Raw genomic sequence first — 18,292 nt, forward strand, 5'->3', positions numbered from 1 at the left:
CTCACCGCATCACGGCAAAATCCCCCGTCGAACTCCGGGAACCGACTCCTGATGATCGCAGAGCGGCAGTTGGATTTCCGGTCATTCTTTATCCGTTGCCAGACTGATGCCGAGTCCTCATTTCGGCTGGATGAAGTCATGTTCATGTGCTGGCATTCGCTGTCGGCAGATTTGCGTGGTTTTTCTGCTCAGCACGGTAGTGTTATCCGTCGCCCCGACTTCCGGCTGGAGCGCCGACCTCACGGAGCTTCTGTCCGGGAATTCAACTCCGTTGAGTCTTAAGTTGGGCGAACTTGGTTCGGACTGGAGGCGCTTCACCATTCACACAGCCGGCAACGCCAACAGCAACGTCTCGGTCAGCGTCACAGGCAGCGGCGGTAGCTCCGCTTCTTCGCAAAACAATGTCGCCGACATCACCGGCAGCCGAAGCTACTATACAAAGGGACAGACCGAGACGGTTGCCGGTCGGATTTACCTGGTCGCGTACCGGCTGCCTGGAAACGCCCTCGACCTTTCCGGATTGATCCAGGCCCTCGCAGCAAAAAAGCCGCCTATTCCGGCGGTACTCACCTCCGGGACCATGCTGTCGCTCTGTCTGCTCGACCTGAACACCCTCGGCAACCTCGAGGAGATTCGGGCGTTCGATCTGAAAGGTGAGATCGCCGAAAGCGAACGGCTCGCCCGGACCATCACCGCAGCGTTGAGCGCAGCCGGAGGCGGGGACAAGGGGACAGCCCAGCCAACCCCAGCGGCAGGCAAAGACAAATAGGTCATCGAGCCCGGGCCACCCACAGGCTGGTCGCCATCTCCGAGCCGGGCTAATGCCGCCAGTTCGGAACTTGGGAAGCACCTTGCAGGTTCCAACTGCACCAAGGCGGCTGGGGCAAGTGACGGCCGGAAGGGCAACACGTCACGATTCGCAGGTTGGGCCCCGGCCGGGAAAGGATCCGACACGGAGACTCACTTGATGAACTCCGGCGCCGGCATGGACGGGACGCCTGCCGAACCAATGGCGAGCGGGCTCAATCGAAGAAGGTCACTTTGCCCGAATCCAGGTCATACATGCCACCGGCAAGAATGACCCGACCCTCTGCGACGAGGCCGGCTATCACTTCGCTCTCCTTCAGGATATGGTCCATCACGTTGCGCACATTCTCAGCGGTCACTTCATCGACAAACGCCGAGTTTCCGGAGGTGCGCAACTCGCCCGGCGCCGTCGAGACTTCCTCGACCGCGGGATCAATCTGGGCGAGGAGACTGGTCAGATTGCCCATCTCCACCCGATCGATCGCGCCCTTGACCGCACCACAGGCCGTGTGCCCGACAACCAGGATAGCCTTGGCCCCGGCCGCAGCGGTTGCAAACTCCATGCTCCCGATGACGTCCTCACGGGTCACGTTGCCGGCGACCCGGGCCACAAAAGCATCGCCAATACCGAGGTCAAAGACCGTCTCCAGCGGAACCCGGCTGTCCACGCACCCCAGAATGATGGCCAGCGGATATTGTCCTTTGGCCGTCGCTTTCGCCTGTGCAAGATAGTCCCGATTGCTGCTCAGTCCCGACGCAAACCGCGCATTGCCGTCCTTCAGAAGCTGGATGGCTTCCTCAGGGGTTGCGGCCGCCTGCGATTCCCGCGTCTCGGTACCGGCCCAGGATTTCTGGGTTGTGGCAGCGTGGGAATGACCGTCGCCGGCGACGAGAGCCGTGCCGGCGAAGATGGCGCTGAAAGAGACGAGTGATCGAAGTGCAGACATTTTCATGGTGTATGGGTGTTGGCTGAGGATGCGGTATGAACATGAGTCAAACTGTAATACGTTAACTGTTTCGTGAAATACATAACGCATTTTAAAGCCTTCCGCAAGCTCAACTCATCGATTTCAAGACGAATTTCCCTGGCTTCTCCTCAAGCCATCAGCCGGGAAGAAGCGGCGGTCCACCACGGACCATCCCCGGAAAGGTTCCGGGCGGTGGAGGCTCCATTGGCAACTGTCCCTCGATCTATGCCGTCGGGCGCAGGACAATCGCGTCTGCAATGGTCGCCAAAACGTGACTCAAGAGCGGGATCTCGAGACCGAATCCTAATGGACAGACGTCGATCGGCTCATGATGAACTCCATCCCAGGCATCCACCGGATCCGAGCGGCAGCGCTTGCCGCATCGCTTGCCCTTTCGTTCACCGCCTGCGGCAAACAAAGTGCCACACGAAGCGATCCGGAGGATAGGATTACCTTCGAGTTGCCGGCCGGATGGACCGAGGTTCCAGCCAGCGGAGGCACCCGTTTCCGGCCAGGCGGGTCTCCCCATGCCGGAGAGATCCAGGTGAATACGGTGGACTACAATCCGCGTCACACAATCGAGGAAGAACGGACGGTCTGGTTGGATTTCCAACGCAAGAGCGGTCAGAAAGTCATTTCCGAATCGACCTGGGACCGAAACGGGTTTCACGCCGTGGAGTTCACTCACACAGCGGCGGGCGTCAGCGGCAACACCATCTGGCACCAGGTGATCCTCCAGCGGGGAGATTATAAAGTGGCAGCCTATTTGATGACGCCGGCGGATCAGCATGAAACGCTTGATCCCGTCTTCAAGAAGGTCATCGATTCGATCCGGCCAATCCCATAGAGGAAAGGTTCAGGTCACTCCGAATCCAAACCATTCGGGCCGGCCTAAGGGGTTGGAATCATTCCAATTCTTGACAGAGTCCAGAACTTGGAGAGAAATGGAACAGTGCCCGACTTGGATCACCTGCTTCGCAAAAATGGGATCGCCGTGACGGCCCAGCGCCTGGCTGTCTTGCGGGCGGTGTCGGTTCGGCCCCATGGAACGGCGGATGAGATTGCCGAGGACGTTCGCGCCGAAATCGGGGTCATTTCGCGCCAGGCGGTTTACAATACCCTCGGTGTCCTGGCCGAGAAAGGCCTTCTCCGGCGGATCCAGCCCTCCGGATCACCGGCCCGCTATGAGAATCGGATCGGTGACAACCATCATCACCTGGTCTGCCGCACCTGTGGTGAAATGGTCGACGTCGACTGCGCCGTCGGCCACGCTCCCTGTTTGACCGCGTCCAGCGACTCGGGATTCCAGATCGATGAAGCTGAAGTTGTCTATTGGGGCATCTGTCCCAAGTGTCTCGAGAAAACACAGGGCTCGACCTGAAAAGAGACCGCCCCCGGGAGCCCCGCTCTGCCGAAGGATGATCAACGAATAACCCGGCATAATTTTCCAGAACCCAAACTCAACAACCTTCCCCATCAACCAAAGAAAGTCACTATGTCAGACAATATAAGCAAGTGCCCTGTGATGGGCGGAACTCAAGCCCGCCCCGCTCCGACGACCATGTCGAACCAACACTGGTGGCCCGACCAGTTGAACCTGAAAATACTCCATCAGAGATCCGCCCTGTCCGACCCGATGGGAGAGGAATTCAACTACGCCGAGGAGTTCAAGACCATTGACCTGAACGCTCTCAAGGCGGACCTCGAGGCGCTCATGACCACCTCACAGGACTGGTGGCCCGCCGACTACGGGCACTACGGTCCGCTATTCATCCGCATGGCCTGGCACAGTGCCGGCACTTACCGCATCCATGACGGTCGCGGCGGCGCCGGAAACGGCACACAACGTTTCGCGCCACTCAACAGCTGGCCGGATAACGCCAACCTCGACAAAGCGCGTCGGTTGCTCTGGCCGATCAAGCAGAAGTACGGGCGGAAACTCTCATGGGCGGACCTTATGGTCTTCGCCGGCAACTGCGCCCTGGAGTCGATGGGCTTGAAGACAGTCGGATTCGGCGGTGGTCGCGAGGACGTCTGGGAGCCCGAGGAGGACATTTACTGGGGGCCGGAAACCGAGTGGCTGGGAGACAAACGCTACACCGGAGACCGGGAACTCGAGAATCCCCTCGGAGCCGTGCAGATGGGCCTGATCTACGTGAACCCCGAGGGACCGAACGGCAACCCGGATCCCAAACTGGCGGCGAAGGACATTCGGGAGACGTTCCTGCGCATGGCCATGAACGACGAAGAGACGGTCGCACTCATCGCCGGCGGACACACCTTCGGCAAGACGCACGGCGCGGCGGACCCGGTCAAGTATGTCGGCCGCGAGCCCGAGGGCGCGCCCATCGAGGAACAGGGTCTTGGCTGGAAGAATTCGTTCGGCACCGGCAATGCCGGTGACACCATCACCAGTGGATTGGAGGGGGCCTGGACAACGGAACCCGCAAAGTGGGACAACAACTTCTTTGAAAACCTGTTTGGCTACGATTGGGTGCTGACCAGGAGCCCGGCCGGCGCCCAGCAATGGACCCCGAAGCAGAAGTCGGCCAATGGCACGGTTCCCGATGCCCATGACCCGGCAAAGAGGCACGCCCCCATGATGCTCACGACGGATCTGGCGCTGAAGGAAGACCCGGCCTACGCCAAGATCTCCAGGCGTTTTCACAAGAACCCGGACCAGTTCGCCAAGGCCTTTGCCAAGGCGTGGTTCAAACTCACCCACCGCGACATGGGACCCGTCAGCCGCTATGTCGGATCAATGGTTCCCAGGAAGCAGGAGATCTGGCAGGATCCTGTTCCCGCGGTCGACCACAAGCTGATCGGGAAGAAGGACATCGCCACGCTCAAGAAGACACTTCTCGCATCGGGAGTCTCCGTCTCACAGCTGGTCACGACCGCCTGGGCCTCGGCAGCAACATTCCGCGGCACTGACAAGCGCGGTGGTGCCAACGGAGCCCGCATCCGTCTTGCACCCCAGAAGGACTGGGAGGTCAATCAACCCGAGGAACTGGCGAAGGTGCTGAAGAAGCTGAAGCGGATCCAGACCGACTTCAACCGCTCGCAATCCGGCGGCAAGAAGATCTCGCTGGCGGACCTGATCGTGCTGGGCGGATGCGCCGCCGTCGAGAAGGCGGCGAAGGATGCCGGACACAAAGTGGACGTGCCGTTCACGCCGGGCCGGACGGACGCGACCCAGAGCCAGACGGATGTCGAATCCTTCGCCGTGCTCGAGCCGGTCGCCGATGGTTTCCGCAACTACGTGAAGCCGGAGCTGGCGAAGCAATCGGAGGCGCTGCTGGTCGAGAAGGCGCAACTGCTGACCCTGACAGCCCCCGAGATGACGGTCCTCGTCGGCGGTCTCCGTGTTCTGAATACCAACGTCGGTCAGTCCCAGCTCGGTGTCTTCACCAAGCGACCCGGGAAACTGACCAACGATTTCTTCGTGAACCTGCTCGCCATGGACACCGAGTGGAAAAAGTCCGCGCGCTGTGAATACTTCTACGAAGGCAGTGAACGCGGATCCGGCGAGGTGAAGTGGATGGGCTCGGCCGTCGACCTCATATTCGGCTCAAACTCCCAACTGCGCGCCCTTGCGGAAGTCTATGCCTGTGACGACTCGCAGGGGAAGTTTGTGCAGGACTTCGTGGCGGCCTGGAACAAGGTCATGAATCTCGATCGATTCGATCTCAAGGCCTGATCCCGGCCGATTGATCGGCTCGACGACACAACCGTGAGCACAAGACCCTTCCGAAGCACCGCTTCGGAAGGGTCTTTTTGTGCATCGTTCAAGAGTGGCTGGAGCGTCTTGGTCGAATCAACCCGGGATTCCTGTGGTCCAATGTCGCTCAACGAGAATCAACCGGTGAGAAACTGCCTCAATCGTGCCACTTCTTCTCCCCTGCTTCGATGGCCAGGTTGAGGAAGTCTACTTTGCGCGGAATGGCGCAGCCATAGGCCGGTGAATAGGCGCACCAGGGATTGTAGGCCATGTTGAAATCCAGAGTATAGACATGGTCCGTATCTTCCGACAATTCGAAGTCGAGGTAACGGCCCACTTCGTAGGTCGATTTGCCCGTGGTCTGGTCGGTGAACCAGATCGAATAATGATACCCATCCCTCGACTCCATTCGATAGACGTGCACCTTGTGCATGAGGCCGTCTTTGACGAAGCTGAGATGTCCGAAGAGGTGTCCTTTCCTCTCACGACCCTTGGTGTCGTAGATCGTGACGGCTTCCGGCTCGGCGTAAACCTCGAGCCGGCTCTCAAAGACCCAGTCGGCCTTCGGCTCATAATACCTCAGCGGCGAGAACGCGACCGGGTGCTTTTCATAGTTGAACGGAGATGTCGGATCATCCCGCATGTGGGTATCCTTTTCAGCCCTTGCCGTGATGGTTGCATCAACTGAAAAGGCGCCCTCCAGGCACCCCACAATCCCCGAACTCATGAAAAAGGCCACGGCCCAGATCCACGACTGCTTTGGCATGAAACCGAGCATTGCTGCCCGTCGCCGTCCGTCAACAGACATCCGCCCAGTGCCACCCACGAGGGGGTCATTGCTTGACTCTTGACAGATGCGAGAGCTCATCTGTCAAGAGTCAAGCAATGACCCCTTATTTCCCCTCCCAGTCCTCAGTTCCCGATCCCGGCCAGGTCCCTCTGGGCTTTTTCAAAGACTGATTTCTGGCCGAGGACAGCGTCAGCCCGGTTGCCCCCCCTGTTGTCTTCCGCCCTCCCTCTCGCGGCGTGATCCATTCGGAATTGAACATCAAGCTGTGATACCTTGGCTTCGCTCCACCCCTTTTGCCAGACTCCAACCAACTCAAAGCCTGGGCTCCAGCCAAGCGCGCTGTTCCACCGCGAACGGGGCCGGGTGAATCACAGGGAGACTGAATACGACACCATGAGCCTATACCGAGCCCTTTCCCGAAACCTACCGTTCATCACCGCGCTCTGTGCGGTCGCCACACTCCAGGCACAATCACAGGACGCCGGGCTCCCGGAGAGCTTTGTCACCAACAATGGGGTCAAGATGATCCTCATCCATGCCGGCACCTTCACCATGGGCAATGAGCTTGCCACCGACGCCAACGCACTTGGCCAGCAAGGGAGGGTATTCACACACGGCGGCGAGGACGAGCGGCCGACACACCGGGTCTCCCTCACCTACGACTTCTACATCTCCGAGACCGAGGTGCTCGCAAGCCAGATCACCAAGTATCAGGAGGATCACGAGGACACGGGACTCTTTCATCCGTTCGCAACCGGGATCAGCTGGGAAGACGCGGTCGGTTTCACGCAATGGATGAACCGGAAGGAAGACGGGGCCTATCAAGACGAGGTCAATGAGCTCATTCCGGCCCCGGCCCCGGAACCCGGCGCGGCGAAGAACCTGTTCTTCCGGTTGCCGACCGAGGCCGAGTGGGAATACGTCGCGCGCGCCGGCTCGACGGACCATTTCTCGGCGGGATCCCTCCCCCCGGAAAGCGGTGAACCCAACGCCTGGGGAGTAAAGAACATGCACACCGACGCGATGGAGTGGGTCCTCGACTGGTATGGCGACTATCCGGACTCCCACCAGACCGACCCGGTCGGACCCGCTGCGGGAGTTGTGCGCGTGGTGCGCGGCGGCGGGTTGAACATGCCCTTTCACGGCGGTTCATCGAAGTATAGAAACGACGGTCGGATGCCGTTCTACCGACGGTCGGCGAGCCGTGCGGGCACCCAGGGTTGGCGCGGCCGCCACAATATCGGCTTCAGGATCGTGGGCGGCACCTCTTCCCTCGACACCGCCGCGCGCGGTGGAACCGAAGTCACCCTTGCAGTTTGTGCGACAGGATAACCCGTGGGTTTCAGTGGGGCCTGATCCTCTCAAACCTTGGTATCGCAATCGGGATGCGCTGCCGATCCCGCCCGCCAACACCGTGAACCCGGAGATCGCCGCCGCAGGGCTGCATCATACCGTGCACGGCAAGAATCACAATCCCGCTCTCGTCACGCTGCCCAACGGCGATCTGCTCGCGACATGGTTCTCCGCATCGGCTCCCGAATTTGAGGACCTGACCGACGTTTCCATCATCGGCACGCGCCTGCGCTTCGGCGCCGATCAGTGGGATCTGCCGGGGCCGTTCTCCGACATTCCGGGCGCGAAGGACATCGGCCCGGTGCTGACGCTCGACGGCACGCGGATCCTCTTTGCTTCCGGTGGCGGCGGACTCGACGGGATCGTGTTCCGCTGGCAGTTGTCAGACGACAACGGCGCGACGTGGAGCCCCATGCACCTGCCTGTCGTCATCGGGCCGCGCGGCGACTACTACCCACAACCGATCAGCAATTTTCTTCGGGGCGTCGACGGCACGCTCTACCTGCCGACCGACGGCTCTGGCGGAAGCTCGTTTCTCTGGGCCAGCCGTGACGAAGGCGTCACCTGGCGCGACACCGGCGGACGCACGGGCGGTCGCCACACGGTGTTCGTCAACCTGAAGGATGGCACGATCCTCGGCATGGGTGGGAAGGCGACCAACATCGACGGCTACATGCCGCAGTCCGTCTCGCACGACGGAGGCCGCACGTGGAAAGTGAGCAAGACGGGTTTTCCCTGGCAGGGACCCAGCCAGCAGAAGCCCTCGATCATCCGCCTGGCCAGCGGCCGGCTGTTCTTTGCGGCGGATTGGCTCAACGCCGCGGGCGAACAACCACCCGGCATCAATCGCACCGGTGCCTACGTCGCCCTCTCCGACGATGAAGGCGAGACCTGGACCATCAAAGACCTGCCCGACCTCCCGCCGCACGATCGCTGGCTCTTCCGCGACATGCCCGGCGCCCGGTCGAGTCCACTCAAGGACGGTACGATCGGCTACAGTATCGCCGCGCAGGCTCCGAACGGAATCATTCACCTGCTGGGCAGCGCCACACAGCCACCGCAGCACTATGAAATGAACGAGGCGTGGATCCTGGATCCGACGGCCGGAGCCTCAGACGCAACTGCGGCGATCCCGCCGGACGCCGCCGTGCAAACCTCACGGGACTACCACCCGGATGGCGCGATGAAGGCCCTTTGGAGCGTCCGCCGCGACAGGTCCGGGCGAATGCTTCTGCACGGTACCGAGACGCATTGGTATCCCTCGGGAAGCAAGGAATACGAGGTTACCTGGACCGACGGCCGCAAGAGCGGCCCTGAAACGCATTGGAACGAACAAGGCAACGTGGTCTGGCAGCGCGATCACCGCTCAAACGGCATCACCGTATGGACGCAGTATTGGTCCAGCGGCGCGAGGCACCGCGAGTCCAGTTGGCGCGGCATGCGCGCCGACGGTCCCGCCCGTGAGTGGGACCGCGACGGCAATCTCGTCTCCGAAACCCTCTTCAAGGACGGCGCGGTGCAGCGATAGTCAGGTTGCGAGCGGGGAGCCTTCAGTTTCCTGGTATGAACCGGAGAGATCGGTAACAGATAGTCCAAAGACATCGGTAACACTCCGAAAAGGGCGTTATGCCCTGGAAAGAAGTAGAACCGATGGACGAGAAACTGAAGTTTGTGACCCTGGCTCGGACGGGTCGCTTTACGCTGAGCGAGTTGTGCCGGGACCATGGCATCAGTCGCAAGACCGGGCACAAGTATCTGGCGCGTTACGCCGAGTCGGGTGCGACTGGGCTGCAGGAGCGCAGTCGGCGTCCGAAGAGTTCGCCTGCCTCGACCGACGCGGCGGTGGAGGCGTTGATTGTGAAGGAGAGGCGAGGGCATCCGAGCTGGGGTCCGAAGAAGCTGTGGGTGATCCTGCAACGCGATCACGGCATCGAACAACCGCCGGCGCGCAGCACGATTGGGTTGATCCTCAAGCGGCATGGGTTGAGCCAACCGCGCGGCCGTGCGCCCGGGCTTTACCGGGTCGCCTGCGAGCATCTTACCGAGCCGACCCGGCCCAATGAGGTGTGGACGGTGGACTTCAAGGGATGGTTCCTGTGCGGTGACCGGCAGCGGTGTGATCCGCTTACCGTGTGCGATCGGTTCAGCCGCTACGTGATCGCCTGCCATGCCTGTCCCAACCAGCAGTATGCCCGCACCCGGCGCGTCTTCGCCCAAATGCAGCGCTACCACGGTCTGCCCGATATCATCCGGGTGGACAATGGCGCGCCGTTCGCCTCGGTGGCTTGGGGAGGGCTCTCGCGTTTGAGCGTGTGGTGGATTGAACACGGCATCGAGGTGGAGTTCCTCACCCCGTCCAGCCCTCAGGAAAACGGCTCGCACGAGCGCATGCATCGCGATCTGAAGGCCGAGGCAACTCGTCCGCCTTCGGCCAATCTGAGCGCCCAACAGAAACGCTTCCAGCGCTGGCGATACGAATACAACCATATCCGTCCACACGAGGCACTGGACATGCTCACACCCGCCGATGTCTACCGCCCCAGCGCCCGACGCCTGGGTGAAAAGGTCAAAATCACCTATCCGCACGACTACGTCGTGAAGACGGTCAGCGACTCCGGCCATATCAGCCATGAAGGGCACGCCTATTACCTGGGCGATATCTTTGCCGGCTGCCGCGTCGGGTTGTTTATCAACGAAGAAGAAGTGATACAACTGCACTACGCGAACCTTCATCTGGGCAACCTCACCCTCAACGATGGGGCGGATCCATTCCGGCCTGCGGCCTACATTACTCCGCCCCATCGAAAACCCTCGACTCCCCCCAAATCCAAGAAGAGAACAACAAGGAAAGTGTAACCTATGTCCTTGGACGATGTGTTACCGATGTCCGTGTCGTACACCTCGTGAAAGGTGACAGCGCGAAGGGGTCATTGCTTGACTCTTGACAGATGTGCTGTCGCATCTGTCAAGAGTCAAGCAATGACCCCTTATCATGTGACCCCTATTTCCGGATCCTCGGGATCAATCCATCGACAGCCGGTTGGCGATTCGGCGAACGTATTCGTACGGGTGGCTTCTCGCCTCAATGATTGCACTGTGGGCCGGTTGCGCGGCCTCGCCCATCGACTCCAGCGCTCGAATGGCATAGAGTCCCACCAGGAGATTGTAGTTGCGGATCTCCTCCGCCAGCAACTCCGCCGCGTCAACAGCTTCACCCAACTGGTGCAAAGCCAATGCCACGGCAATGCGGACGGTCGGGTCCGGATCTGTGACCCTTGCCTTCAGTTCATCGACGCAGTCGACGTTTCCAACAAGTCCAAGCCAGGTCGCGGCCCAATAACAGACTGACGGCCGCGGTGATTCAAGAGCGGTCAACAGTTCGTCCCGCCTACCCTTCTCACCGTCCTCAATCACGTCGATCAACTGGCTTACCAGGTCCTGATTTTCCCGGGCTCCGAGAATGAATGCCTTGTTTCCGTAGTCCCGGCCAAGATCTTCCAGAATCGGTTCCGGGATAAGTCCCAGATCCCCGGACTCCTCCATCCAGGCGTAGAGCTCCCCGCGGAACGCCTGAAGCGTCCCTGCGAATTCCTCGTCATCGGCCAGGTTGACTGTTTCATGGGGATCCACCTGCAGATCATAGAGTTCCTCGACCGGACGGACGGGGTTGAAGATCCTGCCCTGCAATTCCGTGAATTGACCCGAACGATCCATCTCGCGCATGGTGATCAGGATGTCCTGGTGATCCATCGCCTCGTTCGGCTGCATATGTGAACGGAAGGACATGAAGTTGCGGATATACTTGAAGCGATCCGTCCGGATACATCGGATGATATCGACGGTCTCGTCACAGCGGTCACGAGCGCAGAAGACGCTGCTTCGTGGCTCATAGTCGGGCCCGAAGAGGTTCCGGCCGTCCATGAAGGATGGCACCGGGATCCCCGCCAGGCCAAGTGAGGACGCAGCGACATCGATATGCAGGACGAGGTCGTCCCTGACGCTGCCGGCAGAGCGGCCCTGGTCAAGCCGGACAAGAAGCGGAATCCGGATACCTTGATCATAGAGGAACCGTTTTCCACGCGCATGGACCGGGCCGTGATCCGTGAGAAAGAATACAATCGTATCGTCCGCCACGCCAGCCTCTTCCAGATCATCGAGAATCCGGCCAACCTGATTATCCATCCTCACCCAGGAATCAAGATAGGCCGCCCAACGCTTGCGCACGACCGGATGGTCGGGATGGTCGGGTGACAGTTCAACCCTGGTCGGATCCGTCTTCAGCTCGACCTGGCTCCACTCCTTTCCCCCCTGCAACATGATCTGGGCGAAGAAGGGACGGTCGGACGGGCAGAGTCGCCAGTCGGCGCCATCGTAGACGGACGGATCAAAGATGAAGTTGTAGTCGGTTTTTCCCAGTTCGCTGCAATCGGGGCCGGCACCCAGGCTGGTGAAATACCCGGCCTCCTGGAAGAGTGCGGGGACCAGCTGGATCGAATCCGGCAACTCATAGCTGCCGTAATAGAAGGTATTCCCGCCCCCCTTGACCACGGTCTGCTGGCTCCGGTGATTCTGCGCGCCCAAGGTGGTCTGATACATTCCAGTGATCAGCGCCGAGCGACTTGGAGAACAGACCGGACCCGTGGCGAATGCTTTGGCGAATCGCACGCCCTGCGATGCCATCCGATCGAGGTTGGGCGTCTGGATGACCGTTTGGCCATAGCAGCCAATGTCCGGAGCCGCATCCTCGCCGACGATCCACATGATGTTCGGACGTTTCTGTTCCCCGGCGGGCAGAATACCGGAAAGAAGGATCCCCAAGTATGACAAGGTCAGGAAACGACGGAGACTCAAGATGAAGTTCATGCCCGGGAGAGTCTGGGCCTTTCTGTCAGTAGGCTCAATCACCATGTCAGCCACCCGGCCGACCGGATCCGGCTTTTCGACGCCGACATGATGAGACCAAGGGGTCAACCGTGGATCCTGAATCCACTTCACCGGCTGGCGATTGGCAACGGATGTCTGCCACGGATGGCGGAGGTGCGCGGCGGAGTTGAGGCCATGGGCCTCAGAGTTGGCCTTACCACCCGGGAGTTCCCTGCAGAAAAGCAGCGAGGCCGATGAATTGTCGTCCGGGAAGACAGCGCGAAGGGGTCATTGCTTGACTCTTGACAGATGAGGCATCGCATCTGTCAAGAGTCAAGCAATGACCCCTTTCCACGTCATGTACCGACACGCGTAATCCGGGAGCACTCACGCGTATCTTTCCGCGACCGGGCGGGGTGATTCTTCATTGCGCACGACGAGGCTTCCGTGCTAGCTCTCTTCCATGCCGACATCGGCAAAGCGGACGGGGTTCTACCGGGTTGAGATCGGGAGGACCGAGAAAACGATCGGAGGAATCATTCTCCTCCTGCTGATCGGCATTGCCGTTGCCATTCTGTTCAAAGGGCGCGACTACGATCCGATCCGATTCACCGGAGATGTGGAGGCGCTCGAATTCACCCGGGCGGCGGTATCAGGAAAGGCGGCCACCCTTCGGGACGAGGGTGATCTACGGGCCAACGAAATTTCGGTTGCCGGCGCGGGATTGAACGGCAATTCGAATCGCGAAATCCCGGTCCTGGTTCAAAACCTGGTGCCGATGGGTGCCACGGAGTTCTACACGGTGGACACGTTGTATGAGAAGATCAACGGCCGCGCCCCTGCCTACTTCGAATACAATTTCCAGGAACTGCGCAGTCGTTCATTCACCCTGGCGAGCAACGAAAGCGAATTCGTCGATGTCTACCTGTTCCGTATGGATTCGCCCCTGAACGCCTTCGGAATCTTCTCGGCGGAAAGGGACGCCTCAAGTCCTCCCCTGGACTTTGCGGCTGATGGCTACAAGAGCGGAACGGGAAGCTTCATGCGCCTGGGCAATGTCTATGCCCAGGTGTTGGCCTCATCGACCGATCCCGAGATCATGCAGGCGGCCGACCAGCTTACCCGCGGGCTTGTCGCGGAACTTCCCGAAGACGATTCCGGCATGGAAGGCCGGGCCCTGTTGCCAAGGGCAGATCAGGTCCCCGGCAGTCTCACCTACATCAACGACAACGCCTACGGGCAGGCGGTCCTGAACGCCGTTTTCGAGGCCACTTACCGGGTCGGCGACGTGGGCCTGACGGTTTTTGCGCAGAAATCGACCGACACGGAAACGGCGCAGGCCAAATTCAACGCCTTGCGCGATTTCTACAGCAGCTATGGGACGCTTGACCCGGGCGTCCAGGTGGATGGAGCCGAAGTTTTTGCGGCGGAAGTCTTCGGACAATGGAACGTCATTCACACTCAGGATAATGCCATCATCGGGGTGGTCAATGCGACGGACCGGGAAGCGGCCGTTGCCTTTGTCCTGAGCCTGATTGAAGACCGCCCGGAACAAACCGGCGACGCCGAAGACTATCCCTACTGACGACCCCTGCAAGGACGATGCCCCGACCTCCAGTCACTCCCGAGCCCAAAGGCGTCAACCGGCGCCAGTTCATCCAACACCTCGCCAAGACGGGACTTTTTTCCGGTGGGGCGCTGGCCACGGCGTTTCTGCTCTGGGAACGCCGCCACTTCGTTCCCGGATTCGGCGAAAAGACCGGCGTGGTTCTGCCGAGCTTTTCCACCGGGGTGAAGAAGATCCAGACAGCCATGGCGGTGGCCCACGGCACGGACCGGATCCAGACGACCCGGGCTGCGGTCGATGCGCTCGGCGGCATGAAAAGATTCATCCAGAAAGGTGACGTCGTCCTGCTGAAGCCGAACGTCGCCTTCGACCGACCGCCGGCCCTGGCGGCCACCACCCACCCCGACAGTCTCAGGGCCGTTGCGCAGATGGTGCTCGAGGCCGGGGCGAAGAAAGTGATCGTGGCGGACAACCCGATCAACAGCCCGGCGGGTTGCTTCCTCAAAAGCGGGCTCAAATCGGTCGCGGACGAGCTCGACCTCGAGCTCATGTATCCCGAACAGAGCGCGTTTTCCGATCTCCAACTCGAAGGCGAGATCCTGCGCCACTGGCCTCTTTTTTTCCGTCCATTCGAGACGGCCGACAAGGTCATCGGCGTCGCCCCCTGCAAGGACCACAACCTCTGCAACGCGTCGATGTCCATGAAAAACTGGTACGGCCTGCTCGGAGGCCGCCGCAACCAGTTCCACCAGCATATCCACAGCATCATCTCGGATTTCGCCCTGATGATCCGCCCCACCCTCATCGTTCTGGACGGGATGCAGGTCCTGATGAGCAACGGCCCAACCGGCGGCCGCCTCTCCGACGTCAAGCAGGTCGGTTCGGTCGTGGCCGGCACGGACATGGTCGCGATCGACAGCTATGGATGCACCCACCTACTGGGCCGCGACGTGGCAAACCTTGATTACCTGTTCAAGGCGCATGAACGGGGTCTGGGCAATATGAACTGGCAGGAAACCGCATGGAAGGAGGTCCGGGCATGAGTTGCGATGGCCAGAACTGCGGCTGTGGCGGGAAGCCGGAGGAAAGCGCGCCGGAGACTCCGGTGACGCAGTATATCCGCGAGGCATCCAGGACGCCTTCACCTGCTCCGATGCCACGGTCGGGATTGATCGGGCGCTTCGCAGGCTGGTTCATCCATTCGGTCATGGGCGACCTGCGGATCACCCGGGTTCGCGTCATCGCCCAGGCGTTTTTTTTCCTGCTTTTCCTGGCCTTCGTCATCCTCACCGACCTGCGTTACCTCAAGGGCTACCCGGTCTCGCTTTTCCTGGAGATCGACCCTCTGGTCGGCTTTGCCACCTCCCTGACCACCTGGACCCTCTACAAGTCGCTTATTCTCGGGCTTGTTCTCCTGCTGCCCACCCTTTTTCTGGGTCGTTTCTTCTGCAACTGGATCTGCCCCTACGGGACTCTCCATCAGTTCACCCGTTTTCTCTTCGGCAGCCGGGATGAGCAGCGGAGCATCGACTCGAACCGCTTCCGCAACCTGCAGCAGCTGAAATACCTCATCCTGCTGGCCATGGTCGTGGCGGCCCTGTTCGGCAGCCTTCAGATCGGACTGCTTGACCCCATCTGCCTCTTTCATCGGTCCATGACCACGGCCATCCTGCCGGGCATCAATCTGCTGCTTCCCGACACCTTTTACGTGAAGCAGTTTTACCACGCGGGTGCGTGGCTGATCGGGCTGATCCTCCTTTTCTTTGTCGGGATGAACGTGATCATCCCGCGGTTCTTCTGCCGTGCCGTCTGCCCACTGGGTGCTTTCCTGGGTTACCTTTCGCGCTTCTCCATGTGGCGGATCGAGCGTGATCCGAACCGCTGCATCGATTGCGACGCCTGCCTGAAGAACTGCCAGGGCGCCAGCGATCCGCATACCCAACTGCGGAAGAGCGAGTGCTTTGTCTGCTTCAACTGCATCGATGACTGCCCGGTCGATGCGATTTCCTTCAGCTTCATGCCGAACCGGGATCATGAAGTCACCGGAGTTCCCCTGCCCGGCCGCCGCGCGGCACTCGCCTCCGTGCTGGGTGTCGCCGGCTACGCGGTCGCCCGGGCCTCCGGTGCCAGCGACTCCAACTTCAATAAGATGGTCATCCGGCCGCCGGGTTCGGTCGAGGAGGACGGCTTCCTGGAACGCTGCATCAAGTGCGACCAATGCATCCGGGCCTGTCCGACCAATGTGCTGCAGCCGACCCTGCTCGAGGCGGGCCTCGAAGGCATCTGGACGCCGATCCTCAACATGAAGATCGGCTATTGCGAACTCAACTGCACCCTCTGCGGCCAGGTCTGCCCGACCGGGGCCATCCAGCGGATATCGATCGAGGAAAAGACCGGCCGGGGAGATTTCGAGGAGCAGGGTCCGGTCAAGCTGGGCACCGCCTTTTACGATCATGGCCGCTGCCTGCCATGGTCGATGGAAACCCCCTGTGTGGTCTGCGAGGAGGTCTGCCCGACTTCGCCCAAGGCGATCTATTCGCGCGAGGTGACCATTCGCAGGCGCGACGGCGGCAACATCACCCTGCGCCGACCCTATGTGGACCCTGCGCTCTGCATCGGCTGCGGAATCTGCGAACACGAATGCCCGGTCAAGGACTATGCCGCGATCCGCGTGACCGCCATCGGCGAGACACGTTCGCCGGAGCGGCGTTTGCTCATGGACGGGGGCGATCCGTCCAACCTGCTCAATCTCGGCACCCGTGATCGATGAAGAAGGAACTGAAAGTTCAACCGGCGACCCGCGACAAGACCTGCCAGGTCTGCGGCACCGTCTATGTCTATCCCGAGAAAGGCAGCCGGGCCACCCGCTTCCACTGCGAAACCTGCGCCCCGCTGCCCGCGCCTCTACTCAAAGTCCTGACCCGTCTCGGCAAGCGCATCCAGACGCTCGAAAGAAAACCCAAAACCTGAAACCCGACAACCCATGACAAGCCCACGCCACACTTCCCGTCGTGATTTCCTGAAGTCCGCCGTCGTCCTGCCCGCCGCGGTGGCCGCCCTGCCCGCAACCGTGTCCGGAGCCGGAGGCAAGGCACCGGACAGCCCGGCCGCCCTGCCGATGCGCCGGCTCGGCGCCAAGGGCCCCGAGGTCACCATGCTCAACATCGGCGGCATGATGAGCGCCCACAACCCCCAGTATCTCGACCTGGCCTGGAACATGGGTATCCGTTATTTCGATACCGCAGACTGCTACATCAAGGGAAAATCCGAACAGAACGTGGGCGCCTGGGTCCGGCGCTATCCCGAGCGGCGCAAGGATGTCTTTATCGTGACCAAGGATCACCCGCATAAGGGACCGGAAGAGCTGCTCACCATGATCGATCGCCGTCTCGAGAACCTCGGCATCGACTACGTGGACCTTTTCTTCATCCACGGCATCAGCCCCCGGGAATACGGAGAGGAGTCGCTCCAATGGCCGAAGAGCGACCGGCTGAGGAAAGTCTTTGATCAGCTCAAGGCTTCGGGAAAGGTCAAGTACTGCGGTTTCTCCTGCCACGACAAACTCCTGGTCGATTATCTGAACGCCGCGGCGGAAGGCGGGTTCATCGACGCCATCATGCTCAAGTATGATCCCCTCCTGACCAAGGGAGAGCCCCTCGACCGGGCCCTCGACGCCTGCCATGAAGCCGGGATCGGCCTGGTGGCGATGAAGGAGATGCAGGCCTTCAAGAAGGCGCCGGTCAGCCATCCGGGTCTGGAGGAGACCGGGCTGACCACCCACCAGATTGTGCTCCAGACGGTATGGAGTGATCCGCGGATCGCCTCGATCTGCTCGTCGATTGAGAACGTCCAGCAGATGGAGCAGAACACGATGGCGGCGCGGGTCTTCAAGGATCCGGTCTCACCCGGGTCGATCAAGGCCCTCGGGCAGATCGCCTCGCTCACCACTGCCCCCATGTGTCCCGGTTGTCCCAGCTGCGAAGCCTGGGCCCGGAAGACTCATTATGCGTTCCAGGACATCTCGCGTTATGTGAACTACTACGAGTCGGACGGGAATCTCGAAGCGCGGGGTTTCTACCGCAACCTGGGAGAGAACGAGCGTACACTCGATGGCGTCGATCTTGCCCGGATCCGCGACGATTGCCGCTATGGGGTGGACTACCCCGAGATCGCCCGACGTTCTCAGTTCTACTTCGTGTGACCTGAAGCGCCATCTGCGCTAC

The 18,292-nt window shown here is 60.7% G+C and carries 15 protein-coding genes; 12 read left to right on the forward strand and 3 right to left on the reverse strand.

All coding sequences use genetic code 11. The features are described 5' to 3' along the window. Positions 1-271: 271 nt before the first annotated feature. Positions 272-769, forward strand: coding sequence for a hypothetical protein (locus R3F07_18700; GenBank protein ID MEZ5278419.1), 498 nt, complete (start codon positions 272-274; stop codon positions 767-769). Between the two features lie 253 nt (positions 770-1,022). Here the strand turns inward: R3F07_18700 and R3F07_18705 are convergent, their stop codons facing one another. Next, a complete protein-coding gene (locus R3F07_18705; protein MEZ5278420.1) occupies positions 1,023-1,754 on the reverse strand; it encodes a carbonic anhydrase family protein in 732 nt (243 codons plus the stop codon). Between the two features lie 349 nt (positions 1,755-2,103). On the opposite strand from R3F07_18705, the gene R3F07_18710 reads away from it, so the two are divergent. From R3F07_18710 to katG, 3 genes are all read left to right on the forward strand, one after another. Next, positions 2,104-2,622 (forward strand): hypothetical protein, encoded by a 519-nt coding sequence (locus R3F07_18710; protein MEZ5278421.1) that lies wholly within the window; start codon positions 2,104-2,106, stop codon positions 2,620-2,622. A gap of 105 nt (positions 2,623-2,727) precedes the next feature. Next, a complete protein-coding gene (locus tag R3F07_18715; GenBank protein ID MEZ5278422.1) occupies positions 2,728-3,156 on the forward strand; it encodes a Fur family transcriptional regulator in 429 nt (142 codons plus the stop codon). Between the two features lie 114 nt (positions 3,157-3,270). Next, positions 3,271-5,475 carry a catalase/peroxidase HPI gene (gene katG, locus R3F07_18720; GenBank protein MEZ5278423.1) on the forward strand — a complete coding sequence of 735 codons (2,205 nt, stop codon included), beginning with the start codon at positions 3,271-3,273 and terminating at the stop codon, positions 5,473-5,475. Between the two features lie 178 nt (positions 5,476-5,653). Here the strand turns inward: katG and R3F07_18725 are convergent, their stop codons facing one another. Beyond that, entirely contained in the window at positions 5,654-6,262 is a 609-nt protein-coding gene (locus R3F07_18725) for a DUF1684 domain-containing protein (GenBank protein ID MEZ5278424.1), read from the reverse strand. Between the two features lie 417 nt (positions 6,263-6,679). On the opposite strand from R3F07_18725, the gene R3F07_18730 reads away from it, so the two are divergent. The 3 genes from R3F07_18730 (at position 6,680) to R3F07_18740 (ending at position 10,495) form a co-directional block, all read left to right on the forward strand. Further along, the gene (locus R3F07_18730; protein MEZ5278425.1) at positions 6,680-7,618 is read left to right on the forward strand and encodes a formylglycine-generating enzyme family protein; all 939 of its coding nucleotides are present in this window, start codon (positions 6,680-6,682) and stop codon (positions 7,616-7,618) included. A 13-nt stretch (positions 7,619-7,631) separates the two neighbouring features. Beyond that, positions 7,632-9,167: an exo-alpha-sialidase gene (locus R3F07_18735; GenBank protein MEZ5278426.1), complete on the forward strand. Its 1,536-nt coding sequence runs from the start codon at positions 7,632-7,634 to the stop codon at positions 9,165-9,167. A gap of 122 nt (positions 9,168-9,289) precedes the next feature. Continuing rightward, positions 9,290-10,495: an IS481 family transposase gene (locus R3F07_18740; GenBank protein ID MEZ5278427.1), complete on the forward strand. Its 1,206-nt coding sequence runs from the start codon at positions 9,290-9,292 to the stop codon at positions 10,493-10,495. Between the two features lie 165 nt (positions 10,496-10,660). Here R3F07_18740 and R3F07_18745 read toward each other — a convergent pair whose 3' ends face one another. After that, positions 10,661-12,502 (reverse strand): sulfatase-like hydrolase/transferase, encoded by a 1,842-nt coding sequence (locus R3F07_18745; protein MEZ5278428.1) that lies wholly within the window; start codon positions 12,500-12,502, stop codon positions 10,661-10,663. A 463-nt stretch (positions 12,503-12,965) separates the two neighbouring features. Here R3F07_18745 and R3F07_18750 point away from each other — a divergent pair, with 463 nt between their 5' ends. The 5 genes from R3F07_18750 to R3F07_18770 are packed head-to-tail and all read left to right on the forward strand — an operon-like array spanning position 12,966 to position 18,270. Then, entirely contained in the window at positions 12,966-14,087 is a 1,122-nt protein-coding gene (locus tag R3F07_18750; protein MEZ5278429.1) for a DUF6599 family protein, read from the forward strand. Positions 14,088-14,104: 17 nt separating this feature from the next. Next, entirely contained in the window at positions 14,105-15,112 is a 1,008-nt protein-coding gene (locus tag R3F07_18755) for a DUF362 domain-containing protein (protein ID MEZ5278430.1), read from the forward strand. Continuing rightward, entirely contained in the window at positions 15,109-16,839 is a 1,731-nt protein-coding gene (locus R3F07_18760; protein MEZ5278431.1) for a 4Fe-4S dicluster domain-containing protein, read from the forward strand. Before R3F07_18755 ends, R3F07_18760 begins: the two co-directional genes overlap by 4 nt. Continuing rightward, complete coding sequence (locus tag R3F07_18765) at positions 16,836-17,039, forward strand: hypothetical protein (GenBank protein MEZ5278432.1); 204 nt, start codon at positions 16,836-16,838, stop codon at positions 17,037-17,039. Before R3F07_18760 ends, R3F07_18765 begins: the two co-directional genes overlap by 4 nt. Positions 17,040-17,052: 13 nt before the next feature. Next, positions 17,053-18,270: an aldo/keto reductase gene (locus R3F07_18770; GenBank protein MEZ5278433.1), complete on the forward strand. Its 1,218-nt coding sequence runs from the start codon at positions 17,053-17,055 to the stop codon at positions 18,268-18,270. Positions 18,271-18,292 lie beyond the last annotated feature (22 nt).

It is taken from the genome of Opitutaceae bacterium (genome assembly GCA_041395105.1).
In the GTDB taxonomy this organism is placed as follows: domain Bacteria; phylum Verrucomicrobiota; class Verrucomicrobiia; order Opitutales; family Opitutaceae; genus B12-G4.

Excerpts from the sequence above, each read along its gene's own strand:
- R3F07_18705 (MEZ5278420.1), bottom strand. The coding sequence starts at position 1,754 with ATGTCTGCACTTCGATCACTCGTCTCTTTCAGCGCCATCTTCGCCGGC.
- R3F07_18755 (MEZ5278430.1), top strand. The coding sequence starts at position 14,105 with ATGCCCCGACCTCCAGTCACTCCCGAGCCCAAAGGCGTCAACCGGCGC.
- R3F07_18765 (MEZ5278432.1), top strand. The coding sequence starts at position 16,836 with ATGAAGAAGGAACTGAAAGTTCAACCGGCGACCCGCGACAAGACCTGC.
- R3F07_18760 (MEZ5278431.1), top strand. The coding sequence starts at position 15,109 with ATGAGTTGCGATGGCCAGAACTGCGGCTGTGGCGGGAAGCCGGAGGAA.
- R3F07_18730 (MEZ5278425.1), top strand. The coding sequence starts at position 6,680 with ATGAGCCTATACCGAGCCCTTTCCCGAAACCTACCGTTCATCACCGCG.
- katG (MEZ5278423.1), top strand. The coding sequence starts at position 3,271 with ATGTCAGACAATATAAGCAAGTGCCCTGTGATGGGCGGAACTCAAGCC.
- R3F07_18725 (MEZ5278424.1), bottom strand. The coding sequence starts at position 6,262 with ATGCCAAAGCAGTCGTGGATCTGGGCCGTGGCCTTTTTCATGAGTTCG.
- R3F07_18740 (MEZ5278427.1), top strand. The coding sequence starts at position 9,290 with ATGGACGAGAAACTGAAGTTTGTGACCCTGGCTCGGACGGGTCGCTTT.
- R3F07_18770 (MEZ5278433.1), top strand. The coding sequence starts at position 17,053 with ATGACAAGCCCACGCCACACTTCCCGTCGTGATTTCCTGAAGTCCGCC.
- R3F07_18710 (MEZ5278421.1), top strand. The coding sequence starts at position 2,104 with ATGATGAACTCCATCCCAGGCATCCACCGGATCCGAGCGGCAGCGCTT.
- R3F07_18745 (MEZ5278428.1), bottom strand. The coding sequence starts at position 12,502 with ATGAACTTCATCTTGAGTCTCCGTCGTTTCCTGACCTTGTCATACTTG.
- R3F07_18750 (MEZ5278429.1), top strand. The coding sequence starts at position 12,966 with ATGCCGACATCGGCAAAGCGGACGGGGTTCTACCGGGTTGAGATCGGG.